This is a genomic window from Pseudomonas sp. E315 (genome assembly GCF_055406205.1).
This window is the reverse complement of the sequence record NZ_JBUZPJ010000003.1, coordinates 362,957-386,904: the sequence shown is the minus strand read 5'-3', so window position 1 is coordinate 386,904 and position 23,948 is coordinate 362,957. Positions and strand designations below refer to the sequence as shown.

Annotated in this window: 24 protein-coding genes and 1 tRNA gene; 20 read left to right on the top strand and 5 right to left on the bottom strand. The window is 51.2% G+C overall.

The window, feature by feature from the left end:
• Positions 1-108 precede the first annotated feature (108 nt).
• Positions 109-1,350 (bottom strand): tyrosine-type recombinase/integrase, encoded by a 1,242-nt coding sequence (locus ACZRJQ_RS07160; protein WP_463977665.1) that lies wholly within the window; start codon positions 1,348-1,350, stop codon positions 109-111.
• A gap of 303 nt (positions 1,351-1,653) precedes the next feature.
• On the opposite strand from ACZRJQ_RS07160, the gene ACZRJQ_RS07155 reads away from it, so the two are divergent.
• On the top strand, positions 1,654-2,973 hold the full coding sequence (locus ACZRJQ_RS07155; RefSeq protein WP_463977664.1) for a DUF6538 domain-containing protein: 1,320 nt from the start codon (positions 1,654-1,656) through the stop codon (positions 2,971-2,973).
• A gap of 247 nt (positions 2,974-3,220) precedes the next feature.
• Positions 3,221-4,870 carry a hypothetical protein gene (locus tag ACZRJQ_RS07150; RefSeq protein WP_463977663.1) on the top strand — a complete coding sequence of 550 codons (1,650 nt, stop codon included), beginning with the start codon at positions 3,221-3,223 and terminating at the stop codon, positions 4,868-4,870.
• An 81-nt stretch (positions 4,871-4,951) separates the two neighbouring features.
• Here ACZRJQ_RS07150 and ACZRJQ_RS07145 read toward each other — a convergent pair whose 3' ends face one another.
• The 3 genes from ACZRJQ_RS07145 to ACZRJQ_RS07135 form a co-directional block, all read right to left on the bottom strand.
• Entirely contained in the window at positions 4,952-5,881 is a 930-nt protein-coding gene (locus ACZRJQ_RS07145; protein WP_463977662.1) for a hypothetical protein, read from the bottom strand.
• 468 nt (positions 5,882-6,349) lie between these two features.
• Positions 6,350-7,090, bottom strand: coding sequence for a DUF2971 domain-containing protein (locus tag ACZRJQ_RS07140; RefSeq protein WP_463977661.1), 741 nt, complete (start codon positions 7,088-7,090; stop codon positions 6,350-6,352).
• Positions 7,091-7,441: 351 nt separating this feature from the next.
• Positions 7,442-7,526: transfer RNA gene (locus ACZRJQ_RS07135), tRNA-Leu, on the bottom strand.
• A gap of 106 nt (positions 7,527-7,632) precedes the next feature.
• Between ACZRJQ_RS07135 and queA the strand changes: the two genes are divergently transcribed.
• The 6 genes from queA (at position 7,633) to ACZRJQ_RS07105 (ending at position 13,711) form a co-directional block, all read left to right on the top strand.
• On the top strand, positions 7,633-8,694 hold the full coding sequence (queA, locus tag ACZRJQ_RS07130) for a tRNA preQ1(34) S-adenosylmethionine ribosyltransferase-isomerase QueA (RefSeq protein WP_463977660.1): 1,062 nt from the start codon (positions 7,633-7,635) through the stop codon (positions 8,692-8,694).
• 11 nt (positions 8,695-8,705) lie between these two features.
• Positions 8,706-9,821 carry a tRNA guanosine(34) transglycosylase Tgt gene (gene tgt / locus ACZRJQ_RS07125; protein ID WP_463977683.1) on the top strand — a complete coding sequence of 372 codons (1,116 nt, stop codon included), beginning with the start codon at positions 8,706-8,708 and terminating at the stop codon, positions 9,819-9,821.
• 42 nt (positions 9,822-9,863) lie between these two features.
• Positions 9,864-10,202 (top strand): preprotein translocase subunit YajC, encoded by a 339-nt coding sequence (yajC, locus tag ACZRJQ_RS07120; RefSeq protein WP_048378105.1) that lies wholly within the window; start codon positions 9,864-9,866, stop codon positions 10,200-10,202.
• Positions 10,203-10,269: 67 nt separating this feature from the next.
• On the top strand, positions 10,270-12,138 hold the full coding sequence (gene secD, locus ACZRJQ_RS07115) for a protein translocase subunit SecD (protein WP_463977659.1): 1,869 nt from the start codon (positions 10,270-10,272) through the stop codon (positions 12,136-12,138).
• A gap of 9 nt (positions 12,139-12,147) precedes the next feature.
• Positions 12,148-13,062, top strand: coding sequence for a protein translocase subunit SecF (gene secF, locus ACZRJQ_RS07110; protein ID WP_463977658.1), 915 nt, complete (start codon positions 12,148-12,150; stop codon positions 13,060-13,062).
• Positions 13,063-13,183: 121 nt separating this feature from the next.
• Positions 13,184-13,711: a glycine zipper 2TM domain-containing protein gene (locus tag ACZRJQ_RS07105; RefSeq protein WP_463977657.1), complete on the top strand. Its 528-nt coding sequence runs from the start codon at positions 13,184-13,186 to the stop codon at positions 13,709-13,711.
• 143 nt (positions 13,712-13,854) lie between these two features.
• Here the strand turns inward: ACZRJQ_RS07105 and suhB are convergent, their stop codons facing one another.
• Positions 13,855-14,670: a type III secretion system regulator SuhB gene (suhB, locus tag ACZRJQ_RS07100; protein ID WP_016779599.1), complete on the bottom strand. Its 816-nt coding sequence runs from the start codon at positions 14,668-14,670 to the stop codon at positions 13,855-13,857.
• 143 nt (positions 14,671-14,813) lie between these two features.
• Here suhB and trmJ point away from each other — a divergent pair, with 143 nt between their 5' ends.
• The 12 genes from trmJ to rlmN all read left to right on the top strand — a co-directional run bounded on the left by trmJ (position 14,814) and on the right by rlmN (position 23,939).
• Positions 14,814-15,584 (top strand): tRNA (cytosine(32)/uridine(32)-2'-O)-methyltransferase TrmJ, encoded by a 771-nt coding sequence (trmJ, locus tag ACZRJQ_RS07095; protein WP_463977656.1) that lies wholly within the window; start codon positions 14,814-14,816, stop codon positions 15,582-15,584.
• 2 nt (positions 15,585-15,586) lie between these two features.
• Positions 15,587-16,363: a serine O-acetyltransferase gene (cysE, locus tag ACZRJQ_RS07090; protein ID WP_463977655.1), complete on the top strand. Its 777-nt coding sequence runs from the start codon at positions 15,587-15,589 to the stop codon at positions 16,361-16,363.
• Positions 16,364-16,613: 250 nt separating this feature from the next.
• Entirely contained in the window at positions 16,614-17,105 is a 492-nt protein-coding gene (iscR, locus tag ACZRJQ_RS07085; protein WP_003443378.1) for a Fe-S cluster assembly transcriptional regulator IscR, read from the top strand.
• Between the two features lie 49 nt (positions 17,106-17,154).
• On the top strand, positions 17,155-18,369 hold the full coding sequence (locus ACZRJQ_RS07080) for an IscS subfamily cysteine desulfurase (protein WP_048362602.1): 1,215 nt from the start codon (positions 17,155-17,157) through the stop codon (positions 18,367-18,369).
• Between the two features lie 97 nt (positions 18,370-18,466).
• A complete protein-coding gene (gene iscU, locus ACZRJQ_RS07075; RefSeq protein WP_003443374.1) occupies positions 18,467-18,853 on the top strand; it encodes a Fe-S cluster assembly scaffold IscU in 387 nt (128 codons plus the stop codon).
• 62 nt (positions 18,854-18,915) lie between these two features.
• On the top strand, positions 18,916-19,239 hold the full coding sequence (gene iscA / locus ACZRJQ_RS07070) for an iron-sulfur cluster assembly protein IscA (RefSeq protein WP_463977654.1): 324 nt from the start codon (positions 18,916-18,918) through the stop codon (positions 19,237-19,239).
• Between the two features lie 8 nt (positions 19,240-19,247).
• The gene (gene hscB, locus ACZRJQ_RS07065) at positions 19,248-19,769 is read left to right on the top strand and encodes a co-chaperone HscB (protein WP_463977653.1); all 522 of its coding nucleotides are present in this window, start codon (positions 19,248-19,250) and stop codon (positions 19,767-19,769) included.
• A 50-nt stretch (positions 19,770-19,819) separates the two neighbouring features.
• The gene (gene hscA, locus ACZRJQ_RS07060; RefSeq protein WP_463977652.1) at positions 19,820-21,682 is read left to right on the top strand and encodes a Fe-S protein assembly chaperone HscA; all 1,863 of its coding nucleotides are present in this window, start codon (positions 19,820-19,822) and stop codon (positions 21,680-21,682) included.
• A 3-nt stretch (positions 21,683-21,685) separates the two neighbouring features.
• On the top strand, positions 21,686-22,027 hold the full coding sequence (gene fdx / locus ACZRJQ_RS07055) for an ISC system 2Fe-2S type ferredoxin (protein WP_094993093.1): 342 nt from the start codon (positions 21,686-21,688) through the stop codon (positions 22,025-22,027).
• A gap of 14 nt (positions 22,028-22,041) precedes the next feature.
• Positions 22,042-22,242, top strand: coding sequence for a Fe-S cluster assembly protein IscX (gene iscX, locus ACZRJQ_RS07050; RefSeq protein ID WP_463977651.1), 201 nt, complete (start codon positions 22,042-22,044; stop codon positions 22,240-22,242).
• A 94-nt stretch (positions 22,243-22,336) separates the two neighbouring features.
• Positions 22,337-22,762: a nucleoside-diphosphate kinase gene (ndk, locus tag ACZRJQ_RS07045; protein ID WP_463977650.1), complete on the top strand. Its 426-nt coding sequence runs from the start codon at positions 22,337-22,339 to the stop codon at positions 22,760-22,762.
• 28 nt (positions 22,763-22,790) lie between these two features.
• Complete coding sequence (gene rlmN, locus ACZRJQ_RS07040; protein ID WP_463977649.1) at positions 22,791-23,939, top strand: dual-specificity RNA methyltransferase RlmN; 1,149 nt, start codon at positions 22,791-22,793, stop codon at positions 23,937-23,939.
• The last annotated feature ends 9 nt before the right edge of the window (positions 23,940-23,948 follow it).

The window sequence follows — 23,948 nt, the reverse complement described above, 5'->3', positions numbered from 1 at the left end:
TAGAGAGTGTTACGAATAAAAAATCCTTTATTTTCATGTGCTTGGTTGTTTTCGTTACACGAGTTACACACGTAACACCGGATTTTATGGAAGGTAGGGATTGTATATTCATATCGCTTTCCCGAAGTCTGCGTGCACCACATTCCCAGCGCTCAGCTCTTCAAGGTGGTCGGCGTACCACTGCATCATTTTGATTCGGTTATCGAGATACTGGGCTTTGTTGTAAACCCCGGATATGCCTTGTTCTTTATGTGCCAGTTGAGCCTCCACATGCTCTTTTGGCCAGCCATGCTCCCTCAGGAGTGTGCTCGCGGTGTGTCGAGTGCCATGACCTACAAGACGACCTTTGTAACCAATAGTGGAGAACACTTTGTTAATAGTGTTTTCGCTGATGGTCGGGTTCTTCGCGCCGACTCCGGGGAATAGCCACCTACTAAGACCTGTTAATGCCTGTAGCTCCTTCAGTGCCTCTATAGCTTGCTTGGGTAGAGGGCTGACAAAATCCCTGCGCATCTTCATTTTCTCTGCCGGTGTGGTCCACAGGGCTTTCTCAAGGTCGATTTCTTTCCACTCAGCAAAGCGGACCATGCCCGGTCTTGAGGCTGTCCACAGGCAAAGCCATGCCGCTGTGCGAGCGGTGAGTCTGCTGGGGGTGTTTTTGAGTGCCTGAACAAACTCACCCAGCTCGTGCTCGAGGAGGTGAGGGTGTTGCTGAGTCTTGGGAGCTTGCGCGGCAATATCCCGCAAGCGGCTCCCCGGATCGTTCTCTGTCAGTCCCAAGCCGATGGCCCGGCCAAAGATCTGATTGACCCAGGTGCGGCATTTCTCGGCAACGTTGTGGGCGTCACGAGCCTCAATGCTGGCCTGCAGCTCGGCGCAATCGGTGCGGGTGATGTCGTCGAGAGGTTTGTCGCCAAGTGCCGGGAGTATGTCTTTGTCGAGGTAGGTGCGGATCTTGTTGAGGGTGGAGGGTGCCAGGCCTTTTTCTTCTTTGGCCTTGAGCCATGCGTCAGCGGCTGCGCGAAAAGTGCGGGCTTTGGCAATGTCGATGGCAGCCTTGGCAGAACGTTTCTGTTCCAGAGGGTCGGCACCGCTACTCACTACTTTGCGTAGTTCAGCAGCTTTCTCTCGTGCCACGGCACCACTGACCTCTGGATAACCCCCGAGCCCCATCCAGGCCCAATTGCCCGCCGGACGTTTGTAGCGCAGTTGCCAGGATTTGCCGCCGTCAGGCTTTGCCCGGAAGTAGAGACCGCTCCCATCAAGCTCTCGATATTCTTTTGACTCTGCCTCCAGCCCTGCCAGCGTGGTATCGGCCAGAGGGCGGCGCTTGATGTCTGCGCGCTTCATCCTTGTATCCCAAAGTTCGGTATTTTTCTAAGGATACAAGTGGGGATACAGGGATACAACGGATAGGGGGAGACAGGGGTAGATCGTCAGGCACAAAAAAACCGGCTCGGGGGCCGGTTTCTCTGTGCTGCAAGTCCTGGTAGAGACTTGCAGGTACTGCTATATGGTGCCCCGAGGGAGACTCGAACTCCCTCAAAAACATCGTAAGACCCTGCAATGCCGCTATTTTAAAGGGGTGCAGTGGTTTTGGGTAGAAAATTTGGATAGAATTTTGGGTAGAAATTATTAGCTAAGGCTGCTGCTATGAGCGATTTTTTAGTCCTGAAATCTGGCACCTACCACGTCCGTCTGGACGTTCCAGAAGACGCACGGGAAGCTTTTTCCGGGCGTAAGGTACTGACTAAAAGCCTCAAGACGAGAAACCGGTCAGAAGCTCACATATTAAAGCTTCGATGGTTGCAGCAATGGAAGACCGAAATTGAAAAAGCCCGCAGAGGTGAAATCGACAATTTTCGTGACGATGTTCTTCAGATAGTCGAAAAGCACCAGCGAGCAATAAACCAAGACAAAATCAAGGGGAAACCCACAAATAATGAAACTCAAATGAATTTTGAGGTGATTCAGTATGTAAGTGATAAAAAGTTGAGTGTCGATCTTGCTAAGGAGGCAGTTGATATTGCAACTGGACGTTCGGATTACTCCCCAAAAACGCCATTTTTCAAAAGTCGCCTTGATGCATTTTATAATTACGAGCTGAATCAGCGAAAAGTTGATTTGAATACAGTCGATAGACATATAAAGCGGATTAAAACGCTTGATGCCTTTTTGAAAGGTGAAGAGTTGCTGCTAGATTATGAGGCAGTTGGTGCATTTTTAATCTCGAAAAATCTTGAGCCGAAAACGAAGAAGCAATACCTATTCTCGTTTAATGCCTTTTACAACTTTTTGATAAAAAAAGAACCGTCTTTTAAAGAACGTTACCCCGTTAATCCGTTCAAGAATCATGAGTTGAATCAAGTCAGGCGTGGAACACTAAAGGAAGACGAGCGGCGTGCATTTACTGTTGATGAGGTTAGTGTTCTTCATAGTAAGGCAATTGAAAAGGGGAAGCGGCAGTTAGCCGATTTGATTGAAATAGCGGCTTACACAGGGGCACGTATTGAAGAGGTTTGTAGATTAAAAACATCCTCAGTTGTTAAAGAAGATGGTGTTGATTGCTTTCACATCACGGAAGGTAAAACGCAAGCATCTGTCCGATTTGTTCCTATTAATCCCGCTCTCATGAAAACAGTGAAGCGGCTTGTTAAGTCGTCAGATGATGGGTACTTACTGAAGACAAGCAAGGGCGGTAAGTACGAAACGAAGTCGAAAGGGCTTGGTAATCAGTTTTCAATCTTCAAGACAGAGTTGGGGTTTGATAAGAAGTGCGTTTTTCATAGCATACGGAAAACTGTAATCACAACGTTAGAGCGTGCTGACATTAAGAATCTCGTCATCATATCTTTAGTTGGTCACAAAGCTGATGGATTACTACGAATGACTTTTGATCGATATTCAGAAGGCCCGACCCCAGCTTCAAAGTTAAACGCAGTAAAATACTTGAAGTATAAGTTTGCTTCTTGATATCGGTTGTAAAAGGTTCGGCTAGTCGATGTCAAGACATTTTCTATGCAGGCTTTTTTATTTTGGCTTGAAATCGCCTTAATGTATGGTAGGTTGTAATTAAGTAAAACTGTGAAGTTTTATCAACCCGTGGATGAAATCCTCACACTTTTGCTTCGCAAAAGACGCTTCGCTTGAGAGTATTTCACGGGTTCCTGCCAGAAGGGCAGAAGCAACAAATCAAAATCAAAAAACCTATGAGGGCTAAATGAATGGACTAAAAAGCACTACAATGCTGTGGAAAAGAATGAACTACTCCGCCCAGCAAGGCAGAGTAAAAAATACACCGGGTATATCTCAATTGAAGAGTTCACTTGAACACAGTCTACGCACTGTGATGAAAAAGGAACTTGAATTCAACCAAGATCTGGCTCATCGTAATTTTATTATTCGCAATAACAAGATGATTAGGCTGGACAGTCTAACACTTGAGGACAGGCAGAGCCTTGTCAATGAAATATTATCATCTGTGCAGAGTGACGTAGGTACGCATGAGGGGCTATCAAAGCTCAAAGATGACCGCTCAAAATACGCTTATAAGCTCAAGAAACTTCTATCCAAGGCTGATGAGCCAGAATCTCTTAAAGCGCTCATACACGGCCTTCTAGAAGCTCAGGGCAGCGCTCTTTCCACTTCCCTTGTCGATCAAGTCGATTCGATGAACGTTAAGCGTGTAAATGACAAAAAGAAGGCCATAGGCACATATATAAAATTGCACAACGAGATTGTTGCGGCGGGCAATAACTCATTACACAAAAGTAAAACCGTACTTCAGGAGTGTTTTTTTAAATTTCCAGCAAGAAACAAAGTTAACGAAGTTAAGCCAGTAGATTATCTCCGTATTATTTATGATTTTCACAAGAAATATCTACCGGACTACGAAATCAAAACCTGTGTATTTCACGGGGATGAGGTGTTAAGTCAAGAGCAAATAAACAATGCTGTGCATCCTCACATATTTATCTCCGGGAAAAACACAAAGTCTGGTCAATATGATTTGGTGCAAGCCCAACTTGATTTGGTTAATAGGTATCTCAAAAGTAAGGGTGAACCAGTTATACAGAATAACTCATTCACTGCATCGCAAAAAATAGGCGAAACTTACCAGTGTCTTGTTTATGAGTATGTAAATAAACGATTGAAGGAGTTTGGATATAGTATAGAGGCGTCCATACATGAAAAAACAAAAGAGCACAAAGAAAAGCTTAAGGCAATAGCAAAAGACGCCCATAAAGCTAAAATCATGAGGGACTTTAATCTTTTGAGTATGTCGGAGAACGAGCTGAAAAAAGCAGAGCAAGAAAAAAATCATCTAGCAGATCAACAGCGTTCAATTAAATACAAGATACTCTCTATTGATAAGCTCAGGCTGAGGCTTGTGAAGAAGAACAATCAGCTTGCACGGCAAGTCGACCAGATTAAGGCGGTGTTTAGCGATACTAAAGCAGCCGTGGATATCTTAAAAGATCAGAAGCGCCTGCTAGAAGAGCAGAACAACTCTTTGCTAGATAATATTAAATCAAACGAAAAAGTTCTAGGAGCGCGTGTATATTCTGTAGAAAAAGCTATTGCACTGTTGGCTCATACAGTTCGGGAACAACAAGATATGAAGCGTGTTTTTGCAGAATTTAAAGAGTCTAACTTTAATATGCTTAAGTCTCTATCACCAAGCGACCGATTTTATTATATGTATAACATGCGTGAGCGCTTAGCTCGTGAGGGTGTTGATGTTTCTGGCGGGAAAATACTCAACCGAACTGATAGTTTTAAACTTAGTGTTTTTGATTCTTACAATAGCTTGAAGAAGTTTGTCTCAAAAAGAAAGCCAGCAGTCAAAGAGCCAAAGCCAAGAAATTGATATTCGTTATGCAGACGGTATTTGATAGATGCCAATTATATGAAAAGACCGCCTTGTAGGCGGTTAATTTGAATTCGAGGCTTATCCGAAAATAATAGCGAATGCTTTTGATTTTTCTGTTTCGTTAGAACTTTTTTCGGTGGTTGGTTTGTTTTCCTTTGTTAGCTCGTATTCTATATACTTCGGTATGTTGCTTGTTTTATGTATCGCCCAGCCTTTTTTTATCAATCCGCTTTCTTCTAATTTTGTGAACGCTCTGTATATCTGTTCATTTTGGTGTGTTTTTTTCGTATATGATTCTAAGCCTAGGCGTTCGACCATTGCATTGAAATACATGCGCGTGTAGCCGCTGTTCGCAAGCATTTGTATGTAAGCATTTGCTGCTACTGGGCCAAGTAAATTGAGTTTAGCCATAGCAACCATACCGACAAAGTTAAGCTCCTTACTTTCTTTTCTGACCGAGTAGACGAACTCAAAGCTTATCTTGAAATTGAAGGTTTTGAATTCAAAGTCAAAGCTTTCTTCTTCTTGCTGGTTATGTATAGTTAGTTCGTAAAATGGCTTCGTTCTCGTTATCGAGCCATTTTTTGTTTTCACGAACGTCATTTCTGATATTGTTTTGAGCGTGGATATTATTTCTTTTCTTTTCTCTGACTTTCTACAAAGGCCGGGTTTTAGTCCTATCAATTTATAAATTTCATCTACTGAAAACGTCTGTATGTAATCACCAAAGCTATCTATATTTACTTCTTCGTTGTTATCTATTAGCTTTAGTATTGCCAAGAAGACTTTGTAGTCAAAGTACGAAAATCTGAACATTTCTATGTGAAAATCTTTTAAGTCACCGAGGTGGATTTTCCTAGTTTTGGTTTTTTCTTCACCCCTTTTTTTCGCAAACAATGCAAGATTCATGAAGGTTTTGACGATAGGTATTACGTTGGTGGCGGTATAAATATGCGTTAGACCGTATTCTTTTTCTTTTGAAAATTCGTATCTGTCGATTGTGTCCATTGCTTACCTTTTTAGTGTTTGTACAAAAATTCTCCCATGGATTTAGAAAATGTCAAATTTACCGGCCTTTTATTTTTATGGCGTTATATACAAGACTAAAACGCGGCCTTTGATAAGACTAAAGCGCGGCCTTTCTAGGACTAAAACGCGGCCTTTCTATATATATAAATAAGTATTTTAAATAAATAAAATCTTAAGAAAGGTGAAATTGAAATTTCACATTATTCATAAGGGATTTTAAGTCTTGAGGCAAAGAGCAAAAGCACACACCATTCTGGTGCGCTTCGCGCTTGAAGGGCAGGAGGGTAGGGCAGAACGTCAGGTTTGACGTTCTAAAGGCCTTTTACGGCGCTTAAATCAGTTCTGACGTTAAATTGCATGAACGACAAAAATAACAGCCTAAAAAACCTATTTTTGTGTCAAGGCACAAACTACCCAAACGGCATTTATGCCGCCCAGAGCGAGTTGTTATGTTTTGGACTGGACGTTGAAAGTTAGCGTCTCTGGTAGCCGATATAGAAGAGATCTTTTGATTTCTCCCTCATACGCTGTTTCTTGACGTATTTTCTTTTCGATGATTTTGAACTCATCATATGGGATTCGGGGGTCGATCATAATCTGAGTAATAAGTTTGTGAGGTTCAATGTCATACTTAAATAGGTTGTCTTTGCCTGCGTTTTTCGCCCAGTCGCAAAATATTAGACGAACTTCGTTCTCGTGTCTGAATGCTCGACGTTTCAGCAAAAGAGAGCTAAACATTTTTCCAAATGTCATTTGTCCTTGTGGGGTGAAAGTTTCTTTTGCTTTTTTAATAAGCTTCGATTGAATGAGGTATTCAACTTTTCCAATACAGTGTTCACAGCCGCTTCTATCGTTGGTCGCTGTGCAAAGGCTATCGACTAGTTGCTCAATGGTTGTACGAATTCTGATACTATTTTTATCTGAAGAGTAAATTCTCCACATGGCATCCGATGACTTTTCTAAAGTCCAGCATTGCCCATACATTCGATTATGTATGTCGTATTCTATTTCTTGTCCGGTTTCATCTATCAACTTTGACTTTAAAATAAAATTTTCGAATGTGTCTTCCCATAGACTAGGCTTAACTAATGTGTTTTTTTTGGTTTTGAACAGCTCTACTAATCGATCATATGAAACTGTTCGGTATACGTATTTTTTTAATTCTGCCTCATCTAAATTAAGGTACATTTCAAGTCCTTTTGACAAATGTTAAACATTAAACGCTTGATGGCTGCCGCCAATCTACTTTTTTGATGGCTAGCTGTCCAGATTCAAAGTTTGGTTGTTATCTGCCATCACAGTCACAAAACGGACCTATCAAATCTCATGCGATGAGTCGTTAGGGCAGGTGTAGGCAGGCCGTCGAGGTGTGGGATCTATGAGGGTGCAAAGCACCACCAGAATGGCGAGCCAAGGGACGCCTGAGCGAAGCGTAAATGAGGGTAAAAAGGGGGAAAAAGGATAGATTTTTTGGATAGAAAAAGGGGTAGAAATTTCTTTCTACCCCTTCTCTAAGTCCTTGACTTACAAGGATTTGTATGGTGCCCCGAGGGAGACTCGAACTCCCACTTCTTTCGAAAACGGATTTTGAATCCGCCGCGTCTACCAATTCCGCCATCAGGGCTCAATGGCGGCGAAGTATAGAGATGAGTTTTAAGTCGGTCAACAACTTATTGGTCTATTTTTACTAAGTCCGTTAAACTCCCCGGCCCTGCTAGACGAAACCTATCATGCGCGTTGCTGACTTTACCTTCGAACTCCCAGATTCACTCATCGCACGCCATCCTTTGGCGGAGCGCCGTCACAGTCGCCTGCTGACCCTTGATGGGGAGAGCGGGGCGCTGGCACATCGTCAATTCACTGATTTGCTTGAGCATTTGCGCCCGGGCGATTTGATGGTGTTTAACAATACTCGGGTGATCCCGGCTCGTTTGTTCGGCCAAAAGGCGTCGGGCGGCAAGCTGGAAATCCTGGTTGAACGCGTGCTCGACAGCCATCGGGTGCTGGCGCATGTGCGTTCCAGTAAGTCGCCAAAGCCGGGGTCCACGATCCTGATTGATGGCGGTGGCGAAGCCCAGATGTTGGCGCGTCATGATGCGTTGTTCGAACTGGGCTTTACCGAAGAGGTATTGCCACTGCTAGACCGCGTCGGGCACATGCCTTTGCCGCCGTACATTGATCGCCCGGATGAAGGCTCGGATCGTGAGCGTTACCAGACGGTCTACGCTCAGCGGCTGGGTGCTGTGGCTGCGCCGACGGCAGGGCTGCATTTCGATGAGCCACTGATGCAGGCCATCGCGGCTAAAGGTATCGAGACTGCATTTGTGACCTTACACGTGGGGGCGGGTACGTTCCAGCCTGTGCGGGTTGAGCGGCTTGAGGATCACCACATGCACACTGAATGGCTGGAAGTTGGCCAGGATGTGGTTGACGCCGTGGCTGCATGCCGTGCGCGGGGTGGTCGAGTGATCGCTGTGGGCACGACCAGTGTGCGTTCGCTGGAGAGCGCCGCGCGCGATGGTGTGCTCAAACCGTTCAGTGGCGACACCGATATCTTTATCTTTCCGGGCCGACCGTTTCATGTGGTCGATGCTTTGGTCACCAATTTCCATCTGCCTGAATCCACGCTGTTGATGCTGGTTTCGGCATTCGCCGGTTATCCCGAGACTATGGCGGCCTACAAGGCTGCGGTTGAGCATGGATACCGCTTCTTTAGTTACGGTGATGCGATGTTCATCACCCGCAATCCTGCGCCGACGGCTCCTGCCCCGGCCCCAGAGGATCAAGCATGAGCAACTGTCGTATGTCCTTCGAGCTGCTGGCCACTGATGGCAAGGCTCGTCGCGGTCGCCTGACCTTCCCCCGTGGCGTGGTTGAGACCCCGGCGTTTATGCCGGTGGGCACGTATGGCACGGTCAAGGGCATGTTGCCGCGTGATATCGAAGCCATCGGCGCGCAGATGATTTTGGGTAACACCTTTCACCTGTGGTTGCGTCCGGGGACTGAGGTCATCAAGAAGCATGGCGACTTGCATGACTTCATGAAGTGGCAAGGCCCTATCCTGACCGACTCCGGTGGTTTTCAGGTGTTCAGCCTGGGTGCCATGCGCAAAATCAAAGAAGAGGGCGTGACCTTCGCGTCACCTGTCGACGGTGCCAAGGTGTTTATGGGGCCGGAAGAGTCGATGCAGGTTCAGCGTGACCTGGGCTCTGATGTGGTAATGATTTTTGACGAGTGCACGCCGTACCCAGCGGACGAAGACGTTGCGCGCGTGTCGATGGAGCTGTCGTTGCGCTGGGCTCAGCGTTCCAAAAATGCTCATGGTGACAACACGGCGGCCTTGTTCGGCATCGTTCAGGGCGGCATGCACCAGAACCTGCGTGAACGTTCGCTCGAAGGTTTGAATAAAATCGGCTTTGACGGCCTGGCTATCGGCGGTTTGTCGGTCGGCGAGCCCAAGCACGAAATGATCAAGGTGCTGGACTACCTGCCGGCCATGATGCCCGCTGACAAACCTCGTTACCTTATGGGGGTTGGCAAGCCAGAAGATCTGGTTGAGGGTGTGCGCCGCGGTGTGGACATGTTCGATTGCGTGATGCCAACCCGCAATGCCCGCAATGGGCATCTGTTTATCGATACCGGCGTAATCAAGATCCGCAACGCGTTCCATCGCCATGATGATTCGCCGCTGGATCCGACCTGCGATTGCTATACCTGCCAGAACTTCTCGCGTGCTTATCTGCATCATCTGGACAAGTGCGGCGAAATGCTGGGGAGCATGCTCAATACCATCCACAATTTGCGGCACTATCAGGTGCTCATGGCTGGTTTGCGCGAGGCTATTCAACAGGGTACATTGGCCGCCTTTGTCGATGCCTTCTATGCCAAGCGCGGGTTACCTGTACCGCCTTTGGACTGAGTTTCGGACCTTTAAGAAACAACTTTGCAACTGGAGTGCTTAATGAGCTTTTTCATCTCTTCCGCTTTCGCGGACGCTGCTGCACCTGCCGCTGCTGGCCCTATGGGCGGTGGTTTTGAATGGATTTTCCTGGTTGGCTTCCTGGTCATTTTCTACCTGATGATCTGGCGTCCACAGGCTAAGCGCGCCAAAGAACAGAAAGCCCTGCTGGGCAATCTGCAAAAAGGTGACGAAGTTGTAACGACTGGCGGTATCGCCGGCAAGATCACCAAAGTATCCGATGCTTTTGTTGTGATCGAAGTGTCTGACACTGTTGAGCTGAAAATTCAGAAGGGCTCGGTTGCAGCCACTTTGCCTAAGGGCACGCTGAAAGCGATCTAAAGTTTCAACTTTTAACAATCGACGGGGCGCGCAAGGCGCCCCGCGTTCTAAGCGGGCGGCGTGATTGATGCTGAACAAATACCCTCTGTGGAAATACGTACTGATCCTGGCTGTGCTGGCGATCGGTTTTATTTATTCCGCTCCCAATCTCTACCCTGACGACCCTGCTATTCAGGTGTCGGGTGCGAGCACGGCTCTACAGGTCACTCAGGCTGATCTGGATCGTGCAAGCAAGGCGCTGACTGATGCGGGCATCGCTGTTAAAGGTGCTTCTGTCGCTGCCAATGGCAAAGGTGGTTTGCTGCGTCTGGTCAACAAGGACGATCAACTGCCAGCCAAGGATGTTGTGCGCAAGGCGCTGGGTGACGACTATGTCGTAGCGCTCAACCTGGCTCAGACCACGCCGCAATGGTTGCGCAGTCTGGGTGCTCACCCGATGAAGTTGGGTCTGGACTTGTCCGGTGGTGTGCACTTCTTGCTGGAAGTGGACATGGACAAAGCCGTCGATGCCCGTATGAAGGTGTATGAAGGTGATGTCAAAAGTCTGCTGCGCAAAGAAAAAGTGCGTTATCGCAGCCTGCCCCAGCTTAACGGTGCCATCCAGTTGGGTTTCACTGATGAAGCTGTCCGCGAGCAAGCGCGTAGCCTGATCCGTAAAAACTTCAATGATTTTGACGTGACGGCAGCCGACCTTAATGGTCAGCCGGTTCTGCGTCTGGCGATGACCCCGGCCAAGCTGGCGGAAATCCGTGAATATTCCATCAAGCAAAACCTGACAACCGTCCGTAACCGGGTTAACGAGTTGGGTGTTGCTGAGCCTTTGGTTCAGCGTCAGGGTGCCAACCGCATCGTGGTTGAGCTGCCGGGCGTACAAGACACTGCCGAAGCCAAGCGTATTTTGGGTAAGACGGCCAACCTTGAGTTCCGACTGGCGGCAGAGCCGGGAGCGTCCAAGGCTACTTCCGAAACATTCGAGTTCCGTGAAGGTAATCGTCCTACTGCTCAAATTGAGCGTGGCCTGATTATTACGGGTGATCAGGTCACTGACGCTCAGGCAGGTTTTGACGAGCATGGTCGTCCGCAGGTGAACATCAAGCTTGATGGTCATGGCGGCGAACTGATGAGCCGTTCGACTCGCAGCAACGTTGGTCGCAGCATGGCGGTAATCTTCATCGAGCAGAAGCCGGTGACGACTTACACCAAGCAAGTGGTTGATGGCGTCGAGAAGGAAGTACCGTTTCAGGCGTTCAAAGAAGAGAAAAAAATCATCAGTCTGGCGACCATTCAGTCGCCACTGGGCAGCCAGTTCCGTATCACGGGTCTGAATGGTCAGGGTGAGGCTTCTGAGCTTGCATTGCTGTTGCGTGCGGGTGGCTTGGCTGCACCGATGTACTTCGCTGAAGAGCGCACCATTGGCCCAAGCCTGGGTGCTGACAACATCACCAAGGGTATTGATGCTTCGCTGTGGGGCATGCTGTTTGTGTCGCTGTTCATCATTGCCATTTATCGCTTCTTCGGCGTGATCGCCACCGTTGCACTGGCGGTCAACATGGTGCTGCTGCTGGCGCTGATGTCGTTGCTGGGCGCTACGCTGACCTTGCCGGGTATTGCCGGTATCGTTTTGACGATGGGTATGGCAGTCGATGCCAACGTTCTGATCTTCTCGCGGATTCGCGAAGAGCTTGCTGCAGGCATGACGGTGCAGCGGGCAATCAATGAAGGTTTCAGTCGTGCGTTTACGGCAATTGTCGACTCCAACCTGACAACACTGTTGGTCGGCGGGATTCTCTTCGCTATGGGGACCGGGCCGGTTAAAGGCTTTGCGGTCACCATGTCTCTGGGGATCTTTACCTCGATGTTCACGGCCATTATGGTGACCCGCGCAATGGTCAACCTGATCTATGGCGGTCGGGACTTCAAGAAGTTGTGGATTTAAGGGGCTGCCATGTTACGTACAATCAACTTCATGGGCGTTCGCAACGTTGCGTTCGGCGTCACTGTACTGCTTACCGTGCTGGCCTTGTTCAGCATGTTCCACAAGGGCATGAACTACGGCCTGGACTTCACGGGCGGCACGCTTATCGAGCTGACTTATGAAAAGCCGGCTGATCTGACCAAGGTTCGTAATGAGCTGGCGTCGGCGGGTTTTCATGATGCGGTCGTACAGAGCTTTGGTGCTACCACCGACCTGCTCGTGCGTATGCCGGGTGATGACCCGTTGCTGGGTAATAAAGTGGCTGCTGCCCTGGGGCAAGCAGACACCGTAAACCCTGCAGTGATCAAGCGCGTTGAGTTCGTTGGTCCGCAAGTGGGTGAAGAGCTGCGCGATCAGGGCGGCCTCGGCATGCTGATGGCGCTGGGCGGCATCATGATCTATCTGGCCTTCCGCTTTCAGTGGAAGTTCGCGGTGGGTGCGATCGCTTCGCTGGTCCATGACGTGATCGTGACTATGGGCGTGCTCTCGTGGTTTCAGATCACCTTCGACCTGACGGTGTTGGCGGCGGTATTGGCGATTATCGGTTACTCGCTTAACGACACCATCGTGGTATTTGACCGGGTCCGGGAAAACTTCCGGGTGCTACGCAAGGCCAGCTTGATCGAGAACATCAATATCTCGACCACGCAAACCCTGTTGCGGACCATGGCGACGTCTATCTCTACCTTGTTGGCGATTGTTGCGCTGCTGGTCTTTGGTGGCGATAACCTGTGGGGCTTCTCGATTGCCCTGTTTATCGGTGTATTGGCGGGTACTTACTCGTCCATCTACATCGCTAACGTGGTGTTGATCTGGCTGAACCTGAACAGTGAAGACCTGATCCCGCCTGCTGCAAGCGAGAAAGAGATCGACGACCGTCCATAACGGTTAGTTGTCCCTCGGGTGTTGCCTAAAAGGCGCGAGTATTGAACTCGCGCCTTTTTTTGTGCTCCAAGGCTGGGAGTAGCGTGGGACTGTTCCCACTTGTGATGGTCTGGAGGTTCAAGTGAATAAGTCTTTGCTGGTAGGCGCTGTATTGGGTGCTGTCGGTGTAACTGCCGGGGGTGCTTTTGCCACCTACAGCTTGGTCAAAGCGCCTGAGGCTGCACAGGTACTGGCGGTTGTGCCGGTCAAGCAACAGATCAAAACGCCGCGCGAGGTCTGTAAGGACGTCACTGTCACCCAGCGTGCCCCCGTAAAAGATCAGCATCAAATTGTGGGCAGTGTGATTGGTGCGGTTGCTGGCGGTTTGCTGGGCAATCAGGTGGGCGGTGGTAACGGCAAAAAAATTGCCACAGTCGCCGGTGCGGTGGGTGGTGGTTATGCCGGTAACAAGGTTCAAGAAGGTATGCAAAACCGTGATACCTACACTACGACGCAAACGCGCTGTAATACGGTTAATGACATCAGCGACAAAGTAGTCGGCTATGACGTGCGCTACGTGCTCGATGGCAAGGAAGGTAAGGTGCGGATGGATCGCGAGCCGGGCAATGAGATTGCGGTCGATAAACAGGGTAAGTTGATTTTGAATTGATTTAGAGAGAGTGGGTGCGGGTTGCGGTTTTTTGAGTTTTTAAAAGTCGCAGCCTTTCCCGCTTTTTAAAAAAGCGTTTTGGCCCAAATGTTGGTCATAAAAAAAGCATCCCTAGGGATGCTTTTTTCGTCTGCGGGTATCGCTTAGCGTTTCAGCGAAGTCGGCAGGTGTGGCTGGATTGCGGTCAGTACGGCTTTGAAGCACTTGGTGTTGCCAGCAACGATGTGGCCTTTTTCAAGGAAATCGTGACTGCCGGTGAAGTCGCTGACGAGGCCGCCCGCTTCTTGGATCAGCAGTGCGCCTGCAGCCATGTCCCACTCGGACAGGCCCGACTCCCAGAATGCATCGAAACGGCCGGCGGCAACGTAGGCCAGATCCAGGCTGGCGGCACCTGCGCGGCGGATGCCTGCAGTTTGGCCAACCAGGCTGCGGAACATGCCCAGGTAGTTGTCGAGGTTGTCCATTTGGTTGTCGCGGAACGGGAAGCCCGTGCCCAGTAGTGCGCCCTCAAGGCTGGTGCGACCGCTGACACGCAGACGGCGACCATTCAATTGAGCGCCACGGCCACGGCTGGCGGTGAACTCTTCTTGGCGAACTGGATCAAGTACCACAGCGTGCTCAAGGCGGCCGCGGTATTTGCAGGCGATGCTGACGGCGAAGTGTGGAACGCCGCGCAGGAAGTTAGTGGTGCCATCCAGTGGGTCGATGATCCACAGGTAGTCTTCACCTTCACCGCTGCCTGGGTGCATGCCGGTTTCTTCACCGAGAATGCCGTGTGTCGGGTAAGCCTTGCGCAAGGCGTCGATGATTTTCTGTTCAGCAGCACGATCGACTTCAGAGACGTAATCCTTGGCGTCTTTTTCGTCGACCTTGATGGTATCCAGGCGCTCGATGGAGCGGAAAATCAATTCACTGGCGCTGCGGGCGGCGCGCAGCGCGATATTCAGCATGGGCTGCATGGACGTTTCACCTAGGTCGTTAAAGAAAGCCGAACATTCTAGCAGAAAAGTTTGGCAGGTGAACGTTTGCGTTAGCTTTCGTAGCTTAAGCCGAATGGCTTAGGTAAGATTTGCTCCCTTTTTCCAGTCTGTGAGCGCTTCCTTTGTTGCCTAATATTCGTGTCGTTCTGGTCAACACCAGTCATCCCGGGAACATCGGTGGTGCTGCACGTGCCATGAAAAACATGGGATTGTCGCGGCTGGTGCTGGTCGAGCCCCGACTGTTCCCGCATCACGAGGCTGATGCTCGTGCGTCAGGTGCAGGGGATATTCTTGAAAATGCTCAGGTCGTTGCCACGCTGGAAGATGCTTTGGTGGGTTGTAATTTAGTGCTTGGCACCAGTGCGCGTGATCGGCGCATCCCTTGGCCGTTGCTAGATCCGCGTGAGTGCGGGCAAAAGGTCGTCGAAGAAGCATCGCAAGGCGCTGAAATTGCGCTGGTGTTTGGTCGTGAAGACTCCGGCCTGACGAATGATGAATTGCAGCGTTGTCACTTTCATGTGCATATCCCGTCTGACCCGCAATTCAGCTCGCTCAATCTAGGTGCGGCGGTTCAAGTGCTCAGCTACGAGATCCGCATGGCTTGGCTTGCAGCTCAGGGGCAGCCGAGCAAGATTGAAAAGGACGAAGTGGCGTCCATCAAAAGTGGTGAGTTGGCCACGATGGATGAGTTGGAGCGATTCTATGAGCATCTGGAGCAGACGCTGGTAGCGATTGAGTTCCTTGATCCAGAAAAGCCGCGGCATTTGATGGCACGCTTGCGCAGGCTTTATGGGCGTAGCGCGGTCAGTCGTGCAGAAATGAATATTTTGCGTGGCATTCTTACTGAAACCCAAAAAGCAGCCCGTGGCGAGCTGCTCAAGCGCAAGGATTAATGATGTTTGAGCGTCTGCGTGAAGATATCCAGAGTGTGTTTCATCGTGATCCTGCGGCGCGCAACGCTTTTGAGGTGCTGACCTGTTATCCGGGGATGCACGCTATCTGGATTCATCGCCTGTCAGCATTGCTGTGGCGTGGCGGGTGGAAATGGCTGGCGCGACTGGTGTCTAACTTCGGACGCTGGTTGACTGGCATCGAGATTCACCCGGGTGCCAAAGTGGGTCGTCGCTTTTTTATCGATCATGGTATGGGTATCGTGATCGGTGAGACGGCGCAGATCGGTGACGACGTGACGCTCTATCAGGGTGTGACGCTGGGTGGTACCAGTTGGAATAAGGGTAAGCGCCACCCGACGCTGGAAGATGGTGTTGTGGTGGGGGCGGGCGCCAAAGTGCTTGGGCCGTTCACTGTAGGTGCGGGTGCGAAGGTGGGGTCCAATGCAGTTGTCACCAAGCCAGTGCCTGCTGGTGCGACCGTGGTAGGTATTCCGGGTCGGATTATCGTCAAAGCTGACGATGAGGTTGAAGCCAAGCGCAAGGCGATGGCCGAGAAAATCGGGTTTGATGCCTATGGCGTTGGCGAGGATATGCCGGACCCGGTAGCGCGCGCGATTGCTCAGTTGCTTGATCACCTGCAGGCCGTCGATGGCAAGCTTGATGGTATGTGTGGCGCGCTCAAGGAGCTGGGCAGCACCTACTGCGCCCAAGACTTGCCGCAACTGCGCGAAGAAGACTTTGCCAGTGTTAAGGACGAGGACGAAAGCAAGGCGCTTTGATGTTCGGTGTGGTCGCTGCCGTAGGCTGCGAGCTTTATGGCGCTTCGGTCTTCGGCCTTTATCGCAGTCGGTGGTAGCGACTACAGGAGTAGCATTTGAGGATTGCCCGTGTGCCATTACGCCGCAGACCCTGCTACAATGCGCGCGCTCTTTTGCGGGTAATCCCGACTAAAGTACTAGGTCTAATAGTTGACTTAAATACTCGGGAATAGCATACTCGCCTCCATTCCGAATTCCGTGGTACCTGTCCATGAGACTGACTACAAAAGGCCGTTACGCCGTAACTGCAATGCTCGATTTGGCGTTGCACGCACAGCACGGGCCGGTGTCCCTGGCCGATATTTCCGAGCGCCAAGGCATTTCTCTTTCCTATCTTGAGCAATTGTTTGCCAAATTGCGCCGCAGCAGCCTGGTTTCCAGTGTGCGTGGCCCGGGTGGCGGCTATCAGCTGTCACGTGATATGCAAGGTATTCAAGTCGCTCAGGTCATTGATGCAGTAAACGAGTCTGTCGATGCGACCCGTTGCCAAGGCCTTGGCGATTGTCATGCAGGTGATACATGTCTGACCCACCATTTGTGGTGTGACCTCAGCCTGCAGATCCACGATTTTCTCAGCGGTATCAGCTTGGCTGATCTTGTCACTCGCCGTGAGGTACAAGAGGTAGCCCAGCGTCAGGATCAGCGCCGCTGTAATGGCAAGGCGCCGCACCTGGATAAGATCGAAGCGTCCGCCGTCGAGTGATTGCATAAATACGACGGTGCGCCAGCCAGCCTGATTTAGGAGATAGTCCATGAAATTGCCGATTTACCTTGATTACTCAGCCACCACCCCGGTTGATCCGCGTGTTGCTCAAAAAATGAGCGACTGCTTGCTGGTTGACGGGAACTTCGGTAACCCGGCTTCGCGCTCCCACGTATTTGGCTGGAAAGCCGAAGAGGCGGTTGAGAACGGTCGTCGTCAGGTTGCCGACCTGGTCAACGCTGATCCGCGTGAAATTGTTTGGACTTCCGGTGCGACCGAAGCTAACAACTTGGCCATCAAAGGTGCTGCGCATTTCTATGCGACCAAGGGTAAGCACCTGATCACTGACAAGATTGAGCACAAGGCCGTGCTCGACACCATGCGTCAGCTTGAGCGTGAAGGCTTTGAGGTCACCTACATCGAGCCAGGTGAAGACGGTCTAGTCACGCCAGCTATGGTTGAAGCAGCTATGCGTGACGACACCATTCTGGTTTCGATCATGCACGTGAACAACGAAATCGGCACCATCAACGACATCGCAGCCATTGGCGAGCTGACCCGCTCGCGCGGCGTGTTGTTCCATGTTGACGCCGCTCAGTCCACTGGCAAGGTTGAAATTGACCTGGCCAAGCTGAAAGTTGACCTGATGTCCTTCTCGGCTCACAAAACCTACGGCCCTAAAGGCATTGGTGCTCTGTACGTAAGCCGTAAGCCACGTGTGCGTATCGAAGCAACCATGCACGGCGGCGGTCATGAGCGTGGCATGCGTTCGGGCACCCTCGCTACTCACCAGATCGTGGGCATGGGCGAAGCATTCCAGATCGCCAAAGAAGAAATGGCCGCTGAAAATGTACGTATCAAAGCGTTGAGCGACCGTTTCTTCAAGCAGGTTGAGCATTTAGAAGAGCTGTACGTCAACGGCAGCATGACCGCACGTGTGCCGCACAACCTGAACCTGAGCTTCAACTACGTTGAAGGCGAGTCGCTGATCATGGCGCTCAAGGATTTGGCTGTGTCGTCCGGCTCGGCTTGCACCTCTGCTTCCCTTGAGCCGTCCTACGTATTGCGCGCCTTGGGTCGTAATGACGAGCTGGCACACAGCTCGATTCGCTTCACCTTCGGTCGTTTTACCACTGAAGAAGAAATTGATTACGCCGCGCAGAAGGTTTGCGAGGCCGTCACCAAGCTGCGTGCTCTTTCGCCGCTGTGGGACATGTACAAAGACGGTGTCGACATCTCGAAAATCGAGTGGGCGGCGCACTGATATTTTAAGTCGCCGTAGATAGCCGCTGTAGAACGCAGCCAATAGCAGCTTTCACAGCGGTTCAAGAGCGACTCTCTGATGAGTGAGGATTAGTACCATGGCTTACAGCGAAAAGGTCATTGACCACTACGAAAACCCGCGCAACGTCGGCAAGATGGACGCGGAAGATCCAGATGTCGGCACCGGCATGGTTGGCGCTCCAGCGTGCGGCGATGTAATGCGTCTGCAAATCAAGGTTAACGAGCAGGGCATCATTGAAGATGCCAAGTTCAAAACCTATGGTTGCGGTTCGGCAATCGCTTCCAGCTCTCTGGCTACCGAGTGGATGAAAGGCAAAACTCTGGACGAAGCAGAGACCATCAAAAATACTCAGTTGGCTGAAGAACTGGCTTTGCCGCCAGTGAAAATTCACTGCTCGGTACTCGCTGAAGACGCCATCAAGGCGGCTGTTCGCGATTACAAGCAGAAGAAAGGTTTGATCTGATCCAATGCGCCCCTATATGGCGCATATGTGGTGAAGAAACTGGCAATAGGTAAGGAGTCACGATGGCTATCAGCATGACAGAAGCGGCTGCCAAGCATATTCGCCGCTCCCTTGATGGGCGCGGCAAAGGTGAGGGGATTCGTCTGGGTGTTCGCACTACGGGCTGTTCCGGTCTTGCCTATGTGCTGGAGTTTGTCGACGAGGTCGGTGAAGACGATCAAGTTTTCGAAACCTACGGCGAGAAAGTGATCATTGATCCTAAGAGCCTGACCTACCTTGACGGCACCGAGCTGGATTTCGTCAAAGAAGGTTTGAACGAAGGCTTCAAGTTCAATAACCCTAACGTGCGCGGCGAATGTGGCTGCGGCGAGAGCTTCAACATCTGAGGCTAGTCGTGGGTACTCCTTGTCATTTTGCTTTGTTTGAGCTGCAACCGAGTTTCAATCTGGATCTCGATCAGTTAGCTGTGCGCTACCGAGAGTTGGCGCGCGGTGTTCACCCAGATCGCTTTGCTGATGCTTCCGAGCGTGAGCAGCGTCTAGCGCTGGAGCAGTCCGCCAGCCTCAATGAGGCCTACCAGACACTCAAAAGCCCGCCCAAGCGTGCGCGTTACTTGCTTGCGATGAATGGGCGTGAGATGCCGCTGGAAGTCACGGTGCATGATCCTGAGTTTCTGATGCAGCAGATGCAGTGGCGCGAAGAACTTGAAGATCTGCAAGACAGCGCCGACATGGCCGGTATTGCAGCATTCAAGCGCCGACTGAAAGTCGCTCAGGATCAATTGAACGACAGCTTCGCTGCTTGTTGGAACGATGATGCGCAGCGCGAACAGGCCGAACGTCTGATGCGCCGCATGCAGTTCCTCGACAAGCTCACTTACGAAGTGCGCCAGCTAGAAGAGCGCCTCGACGATTAACTCCGTGCTTTCCTGATTGCACGCCTGATTACAGATAAGTCCTGATAACGATGGCCCTACTGCAGATCGCCGAACCCGGCCAAAGTCCTCAACCGCACCAGCGTCGTCTGGCTGTGGGGATCGACTTGGGCACCACCAATTCGCTGGTCGCTGCATTGCGCAGCGGTCTTTCCGAGCCTTTGGCAGACGCGACTGGCAATGTCATTTTGCCGTCTGCTGTGCGCTATCACGCTGATCGCGTTGAAGTGGGTGAGTCAGCACGTCTGGCGGCCTCCGGCGACCCGTTTAACACGATCTTGTCGGTCAAGCGTTTGATGGGGCGTGGTCTGTCCGACGTCAAGCAATTGGGCGAGCAACTGCCTTACCGCTTTGTGGGGGGTGAGTCTCACATGCCGTTCATTGACACTGTGCAAGGCCCTAAAAGCCCTGTTGAAGTGTCTGCTGACATTTTGAAAGTGTTGCGTGAGCGTGCCGAGAAAACCTTGGGGGGTGAGTTAGTAGGGGCGGTGATTACTGTGCCGGCTTACTTTGATGACGCTCAACGCCAAGCGACTAAAGACGCTGCCAAACTGGCCGGCCTAAATGTGCTGCGTTTGCTCAATGAGCCTACCGCGGCCGCTGTGGCTTATGGTCTGGATCAGCATGCTGAAGGCGTTGTGGCTATCTATGACCTTGGTGGCGGCACGTTCGACATTTCCATCTTGCGTTTGACAGGTGGTGTGTTTGAAGTGCTGGCGACGGGGGGGGACAGCGCGCTGGGTGGTGATGACTTCGATCATGCTATTGCCAACTGGATAGTCGAGCAGGCTGGTATGTCTGCGGATCTCGATCCGGGCACTCAGCGTCAGTTGTTGCAAACCGCTTGTGCAGCCAAAGAAGCGCTGACCGATGCGTCCTCTGTGCGGGTCACCTTTGGTGGCTGGCAGTCAGAGCTGACCCGCGAAGCCTTTGATGCGCTGATTGAGCCAATGGTTGCGCGCAGCCTTAAAGTTTGTCGTCGTGCAGTGCGTGATTCCAATGTTGAGTTGGATGAAGTGCAAGCCGTAGTAATGGTGGGTGGTTCGACCCGTGTGCCGCGTGTTCGTGAAGCGGTTGCTGAAATGTTTGGGCGTCAGCCGTTGACTGATATCGACCCGGATCAAGTGGTAGCCATTGGTGCTGCGATTCAGGCTGATACATTGGCTGGCAACAAGCGTGAAGGTGGCGAACTGTTGCTGCTTGATGTTATTCCGCTGTCGTTGGGTCTTGAGACCATGGGCGGCTTGATGGAAAAAGTCATTGCGCGCAACACCACCATTCCAGTGGCGCGCGCCCAGGATTTCACTACGTACAAAGATGGCCAGACGGCCATGATGATTCATGTGCTGCAAGGTGAACGCGAACTGATCAGTGATTGCCGCTCCCTGGCGCGCTTTGAATTGCGCGGTATTCCTGCGATGGTTGCCGGTGCCGCTAAAATCCGCGTGACCTTCCAGGTGGATGCTGATGGTCTGCTGAGCGTGTCTGCCCGTGAATTAGGGTCCGGTGTTGAGGCGAGCATTCAGGTCAAGCCGTCCTACGGCCTGACGGATGGCGAGATTGCCAAAATGCTCAAAGATTCGTTCCAGTACGCCAGTGACGACAAAGTCGCTCGTGTATTACGCGAGCAGCAAGTCGATGCCCAGCGCCTGATTGAAGCTGTGCAAGCCGCCTTAGATGTTGATGGCGATCGTTTGCTCGATGCCGAAGAGCGCATGGTGATTGAACTGCAAATGCAGGAGCTGTCCGAATTGATGAAAGGCACCGATGGCTATGCCATCGAGCAACAGACCAAGCGCTTGTCGCAAGTGACCGATGCCTTTGCTGCCCGCCGTATGGACTTGACCGTCAAGGCCGCACTGGCAGGGCGCAATCTGAATGAAATCGAGGAATAACTGATGCCGCAGATCATTTTTCTGCCACACGCCGAGCATTGCCCGGACGGTATGGTTGTAGAGGCTGAGACCGGCAAGTCCATTCTCGAAGTCGCACACGAAAACCACATCGAAATCGAAAGCGCCTGCGGCGGCGTCTGCGCCTGTACGACTTGCCACTGCATCATCCGCGAAGGGTTTGATTCGCTGGAAGAAGCAGATGAGCTGGAAGAAGACTACCTTGATCGCGCCTGGGGGCTGGAAGCTCAGTCGCGACTGAGCTGTCAGGCCAAGGTCGGCACAGAAGACCTGACCGTCGAGATTCCAAAATACTCACTCAACCATGCTGCCGAAGCGCCGCACTGATTCAAGGAAGCGTCATGAGTCTGAAATGGGTTGATGTACAAGAAATCGCTATTCAGCTGGCTGAAACTCACCCGGATATCGATCCGCTTTCGGTGAATTTCGTTAAGCTGCGCAATCTGGTTATGGAGCTGCCTGAGTTCGATGACGTCCCTGACCGTGGTGGCGAGAAGGTTCTCGAAGCCATTCAGGGGTTGTGGATCGAAGAAGCAGACTAAACCTGCAACGCACGCAATTATGCAATACCCAAGAACCCGCGTATAATTCGCGGGTTTAATTGTTCGCTCAAATCACTGTTTCTGGAGTTACACCATGGCTGTTCAACGCACTTTCTCCATCATCAAGCCTGACGCTGTTGCAAAAAACGTTATCGGCGAGATCACCACTCGTTTTGAAAAAGCCGGCCTGAAGGTTGTAGCTTCCAAATTGAAGCAACTGTCCAAAGCTGAAGCTGAAGGCTTCTACGCTGAGCACAGCGAGCGCGGCTTCTTCGGCGACCTGGTTGCTTTCATGATCTCCGGCCCTGTTGTTGTTCAGGTTCTGGAAGGCGAAAACGCTATCGCTCTGAACCGTGAGCTGATGGGCGCTACCAACCCTAAAGAAGCAGCTCCTGGCACTATCCGTGCTGATTTCGCTGAGTCCATCGACGCTAACGCTGTTCACGGCTCTGACTCCGAAGCAGCTGCTGCTCGCGAAATCTCCTACTTTTTCGCAGCTACTGAAGTAACCACTCGCTAAGCATTGGCTTGTGAGTGAGGGTGAAGACATGATTGCAACGACTGGCAAAACTAACCTGTTGGGTCTGACTCAGCCGGAAATGGAGAAATTCTTCGACTCAATCGGGGAGAAGCGTTTCCGTGCCGGTCAGGTCATGAAGTGGATTCACCACTTTGGCGTCGATGATTTCGACGCCATGACTAACGTCAGCAAGGCCTTGCGCGACAAGCTCAAGGCCATTGCTGAGGTTCGTGGGCCTGAAGTCGTCAGCGAGGACATTTCCACCGATGGCACCCGTAAATGGGTTGTCCGTGTGGCGTCCGGCAGCTGCGTCGAGACCGTATACATTCCCCAGGGCAAACGTGGCACGTTGTGCGTTTCGTCCCAGGCTGGCTGTGCCCTGGATTGCAGTTTCTGCTCCACTGGCAAGCAAGGTTTCAATAGCAACCTCACCGCAGCCGAAGTGATCGGGCAGGTGTGGATTGCCAACAAATCCTTTGGCAGCGTCCCGGCGACCGCCGACCGTGCCATCACCAACGTGGTGATGATGGGCATGGGTGAGCCGCTGCTGAACTTCGACAATGTCATCGCTGCCATGCACCTGATGATGGATGACTTGGGTTACGGCATCTCCAAGCGCCGTGTCACCCTGTCTACTTCGGGTGTGGTGCCGATGATTGATGAGCTGGCCAAGCACATTGACGTCTCCTTGGCATTGTCACTGCACGCACCCAATGACGCGCTACGCAGTCAATTGGTGCCAATCAACAAAAAGTACCCGCTCAAAATGCTGCTTGAGTCCTGCCGTCGCTACATGGCGACTTTGGGCGAAAAGCGTGTGCTGACGGTTGAATACACCCTGCTCAAAGACATCAATGATCAGGTTGAACACGCAATTGAAATGATCGAGTTGCTCAAGGACACCCCTTGCAAAATCAACTTGATCCCGTTCAACCCGTTCCCGCACTCTGGCTATGAGCGTCCAAGCAATAATGCAATCCGTCGTTTTCAAGATCTGCTGCATCAAGCGGGTTACAACGTGACGGTACGCACCACCCGTGGTGAAGACATCGACGCGGCCTGTGGGCAGTTGGTGGGTCAGGTTAATGACCGGACTCGACGCAGCGAGCGTCTTATTGCCGCGCGTGAACTCAATGCAGAGACTGATCTGGCGCAAAACGCTTCGAATCAGTTCTAAGAAAGGAAC

Bases quoted from the DNA above. Each gene is read 5' to 3' on its own strand.
- ACZRJQ_RS07160 (WP_463977665.1), bottom strand. From the start codon at position 1,350: ATGAAGCGCGCAGACATCAAGCGCCGCCCTCTGGCCGATACCACGCTG.
- ACZRJQ_RS07155 (WP_463977664.1), top strand. From the start codon at position 1,654: ATGAGCGATTTTTTAGTCCTGAAATCTGGCACCTACCACGTCCGTCTG.
- ACZRJQ_RS07150 (WP_463977663.1), top strand. From the start codon at position 3,221: ATGAATGGACTAAAAAGCACTACAATGCTGTGGAAAAGAATGAACTAC.
- ACZRJQ_RS07145 (WP_463977662.1), bottom strand. From the start codon at position 5,881: ATGGACACAATCGACAGATACGAATTTTCAAAAGAAAAAGAATACGGT.
- ACZRJQ_RS07140 (WP_463977661.1), bottom strand. From the start codon at position 7,090: ATGTACCTTAATTTAGATGAGGCAGAATTAAAAAAATACGTATACCGA.
- queA (WP_463977660.1), top strand. From the start codon at position 7,633: ATGCGCGTTGCTGACTTTACCTTCGAACTCCCAGATTCACTCATCGCA.
- tgt (WP_463977683.1), top strand. From the start codon at position 8,706: ATGTCCTTCGAGCTGCTGGCCACTGATGGCAAGGCTCGTCGCGGTCGC.
- yajC (WP_048378105.1), top strand. From the start codon at position 9,864: ATGAGCTTTTTCATCTCTTCCGCTTTCGCGGACGCTGCTGCACCTGCC.
- secD (WP_463977659.1), top strand. From the start codon at position 10,270: ATGCTGAACAAATACCCTCTGTGGAAATACGTACTGATCCTGGCTGTG.
- secF (WP_463977658.1), top strand. From the start codon at position 12,148: ATGTTACGTACAATCAACTTCATGGGCGTTCGCAACGTTGCGTTCGGC.
- suhB (WP_016779599.1), bottom strand. From the start codon at position 14,670: ATGCAGCCCATGCTGAATATCGCGCTGCGCGCCGCCCGCAGCGCCAGT.
- cysE (WP_463977655.1), top strand. From the start codon at position 15,587: ATGTTTGAGCGTCTGCGTGAAGATATCCAGAGTGTGTTTCATCGTGAT.
- iscR (WP_003443378.1), top strand. From the start codon at position 16,614: ATGAGACTGACTACAAAAGGCCGTTACGCCGTAACTGCAATGCTCGAT.
- ACZRJQ_RS07080 (WP_048362602.1), top strand. From the start codon at position 17,155: ATGAAATTGCCGATTTACCTTGATTACTCAGCCACCACCCCGGTTGAT.
- iscU (WP_003443374.1), top strand. From the start codon at position 18,467: ATGGCTTACAGCGAAAAGGTCATTGACCACTACGAAAACCCGCGCAAC.
- iscA (WP_463977654.1), top strand. From the start codon at position 18,916: ATGGCTATCAGCATGACAGAAGCGGCTGCCAAGCATATTCGCCGCTCC.
- hscA (WP_463977652.1), top strand. From the start codon at position 19,820: ATGGCCCTACTGCAGATCGCCGAACCCGGCCAAAGTCCTCAACCGCAC.
- fdx (WP_094993093.1), top strand. From the start codon at position 21,686: ATGCCGCAGATCATTTTTCTGCCACACGCCGAGCATTGCCCGGACGGT.
- iscX (WP_463977651.1), top strand. From the start codon at position 22,042: ATGAGTCTGAAATGGGTTGATGTACAAGAAATCGCTATTCAGCTGGCT.
- ndk (WP_463977650.1), top strand. From the start codon at position 22,337: ATGGCTGTTCAACGCACTTTCTCCATCATCAAGCCTGACGCTGTTGCA.
- rlmN (WP_463977649.1), top strand. From the start codon at position 22,791: ATGATTGCAACGACTGGCAAAACTAACCTGTTGGGTCTGACTCAGCCG.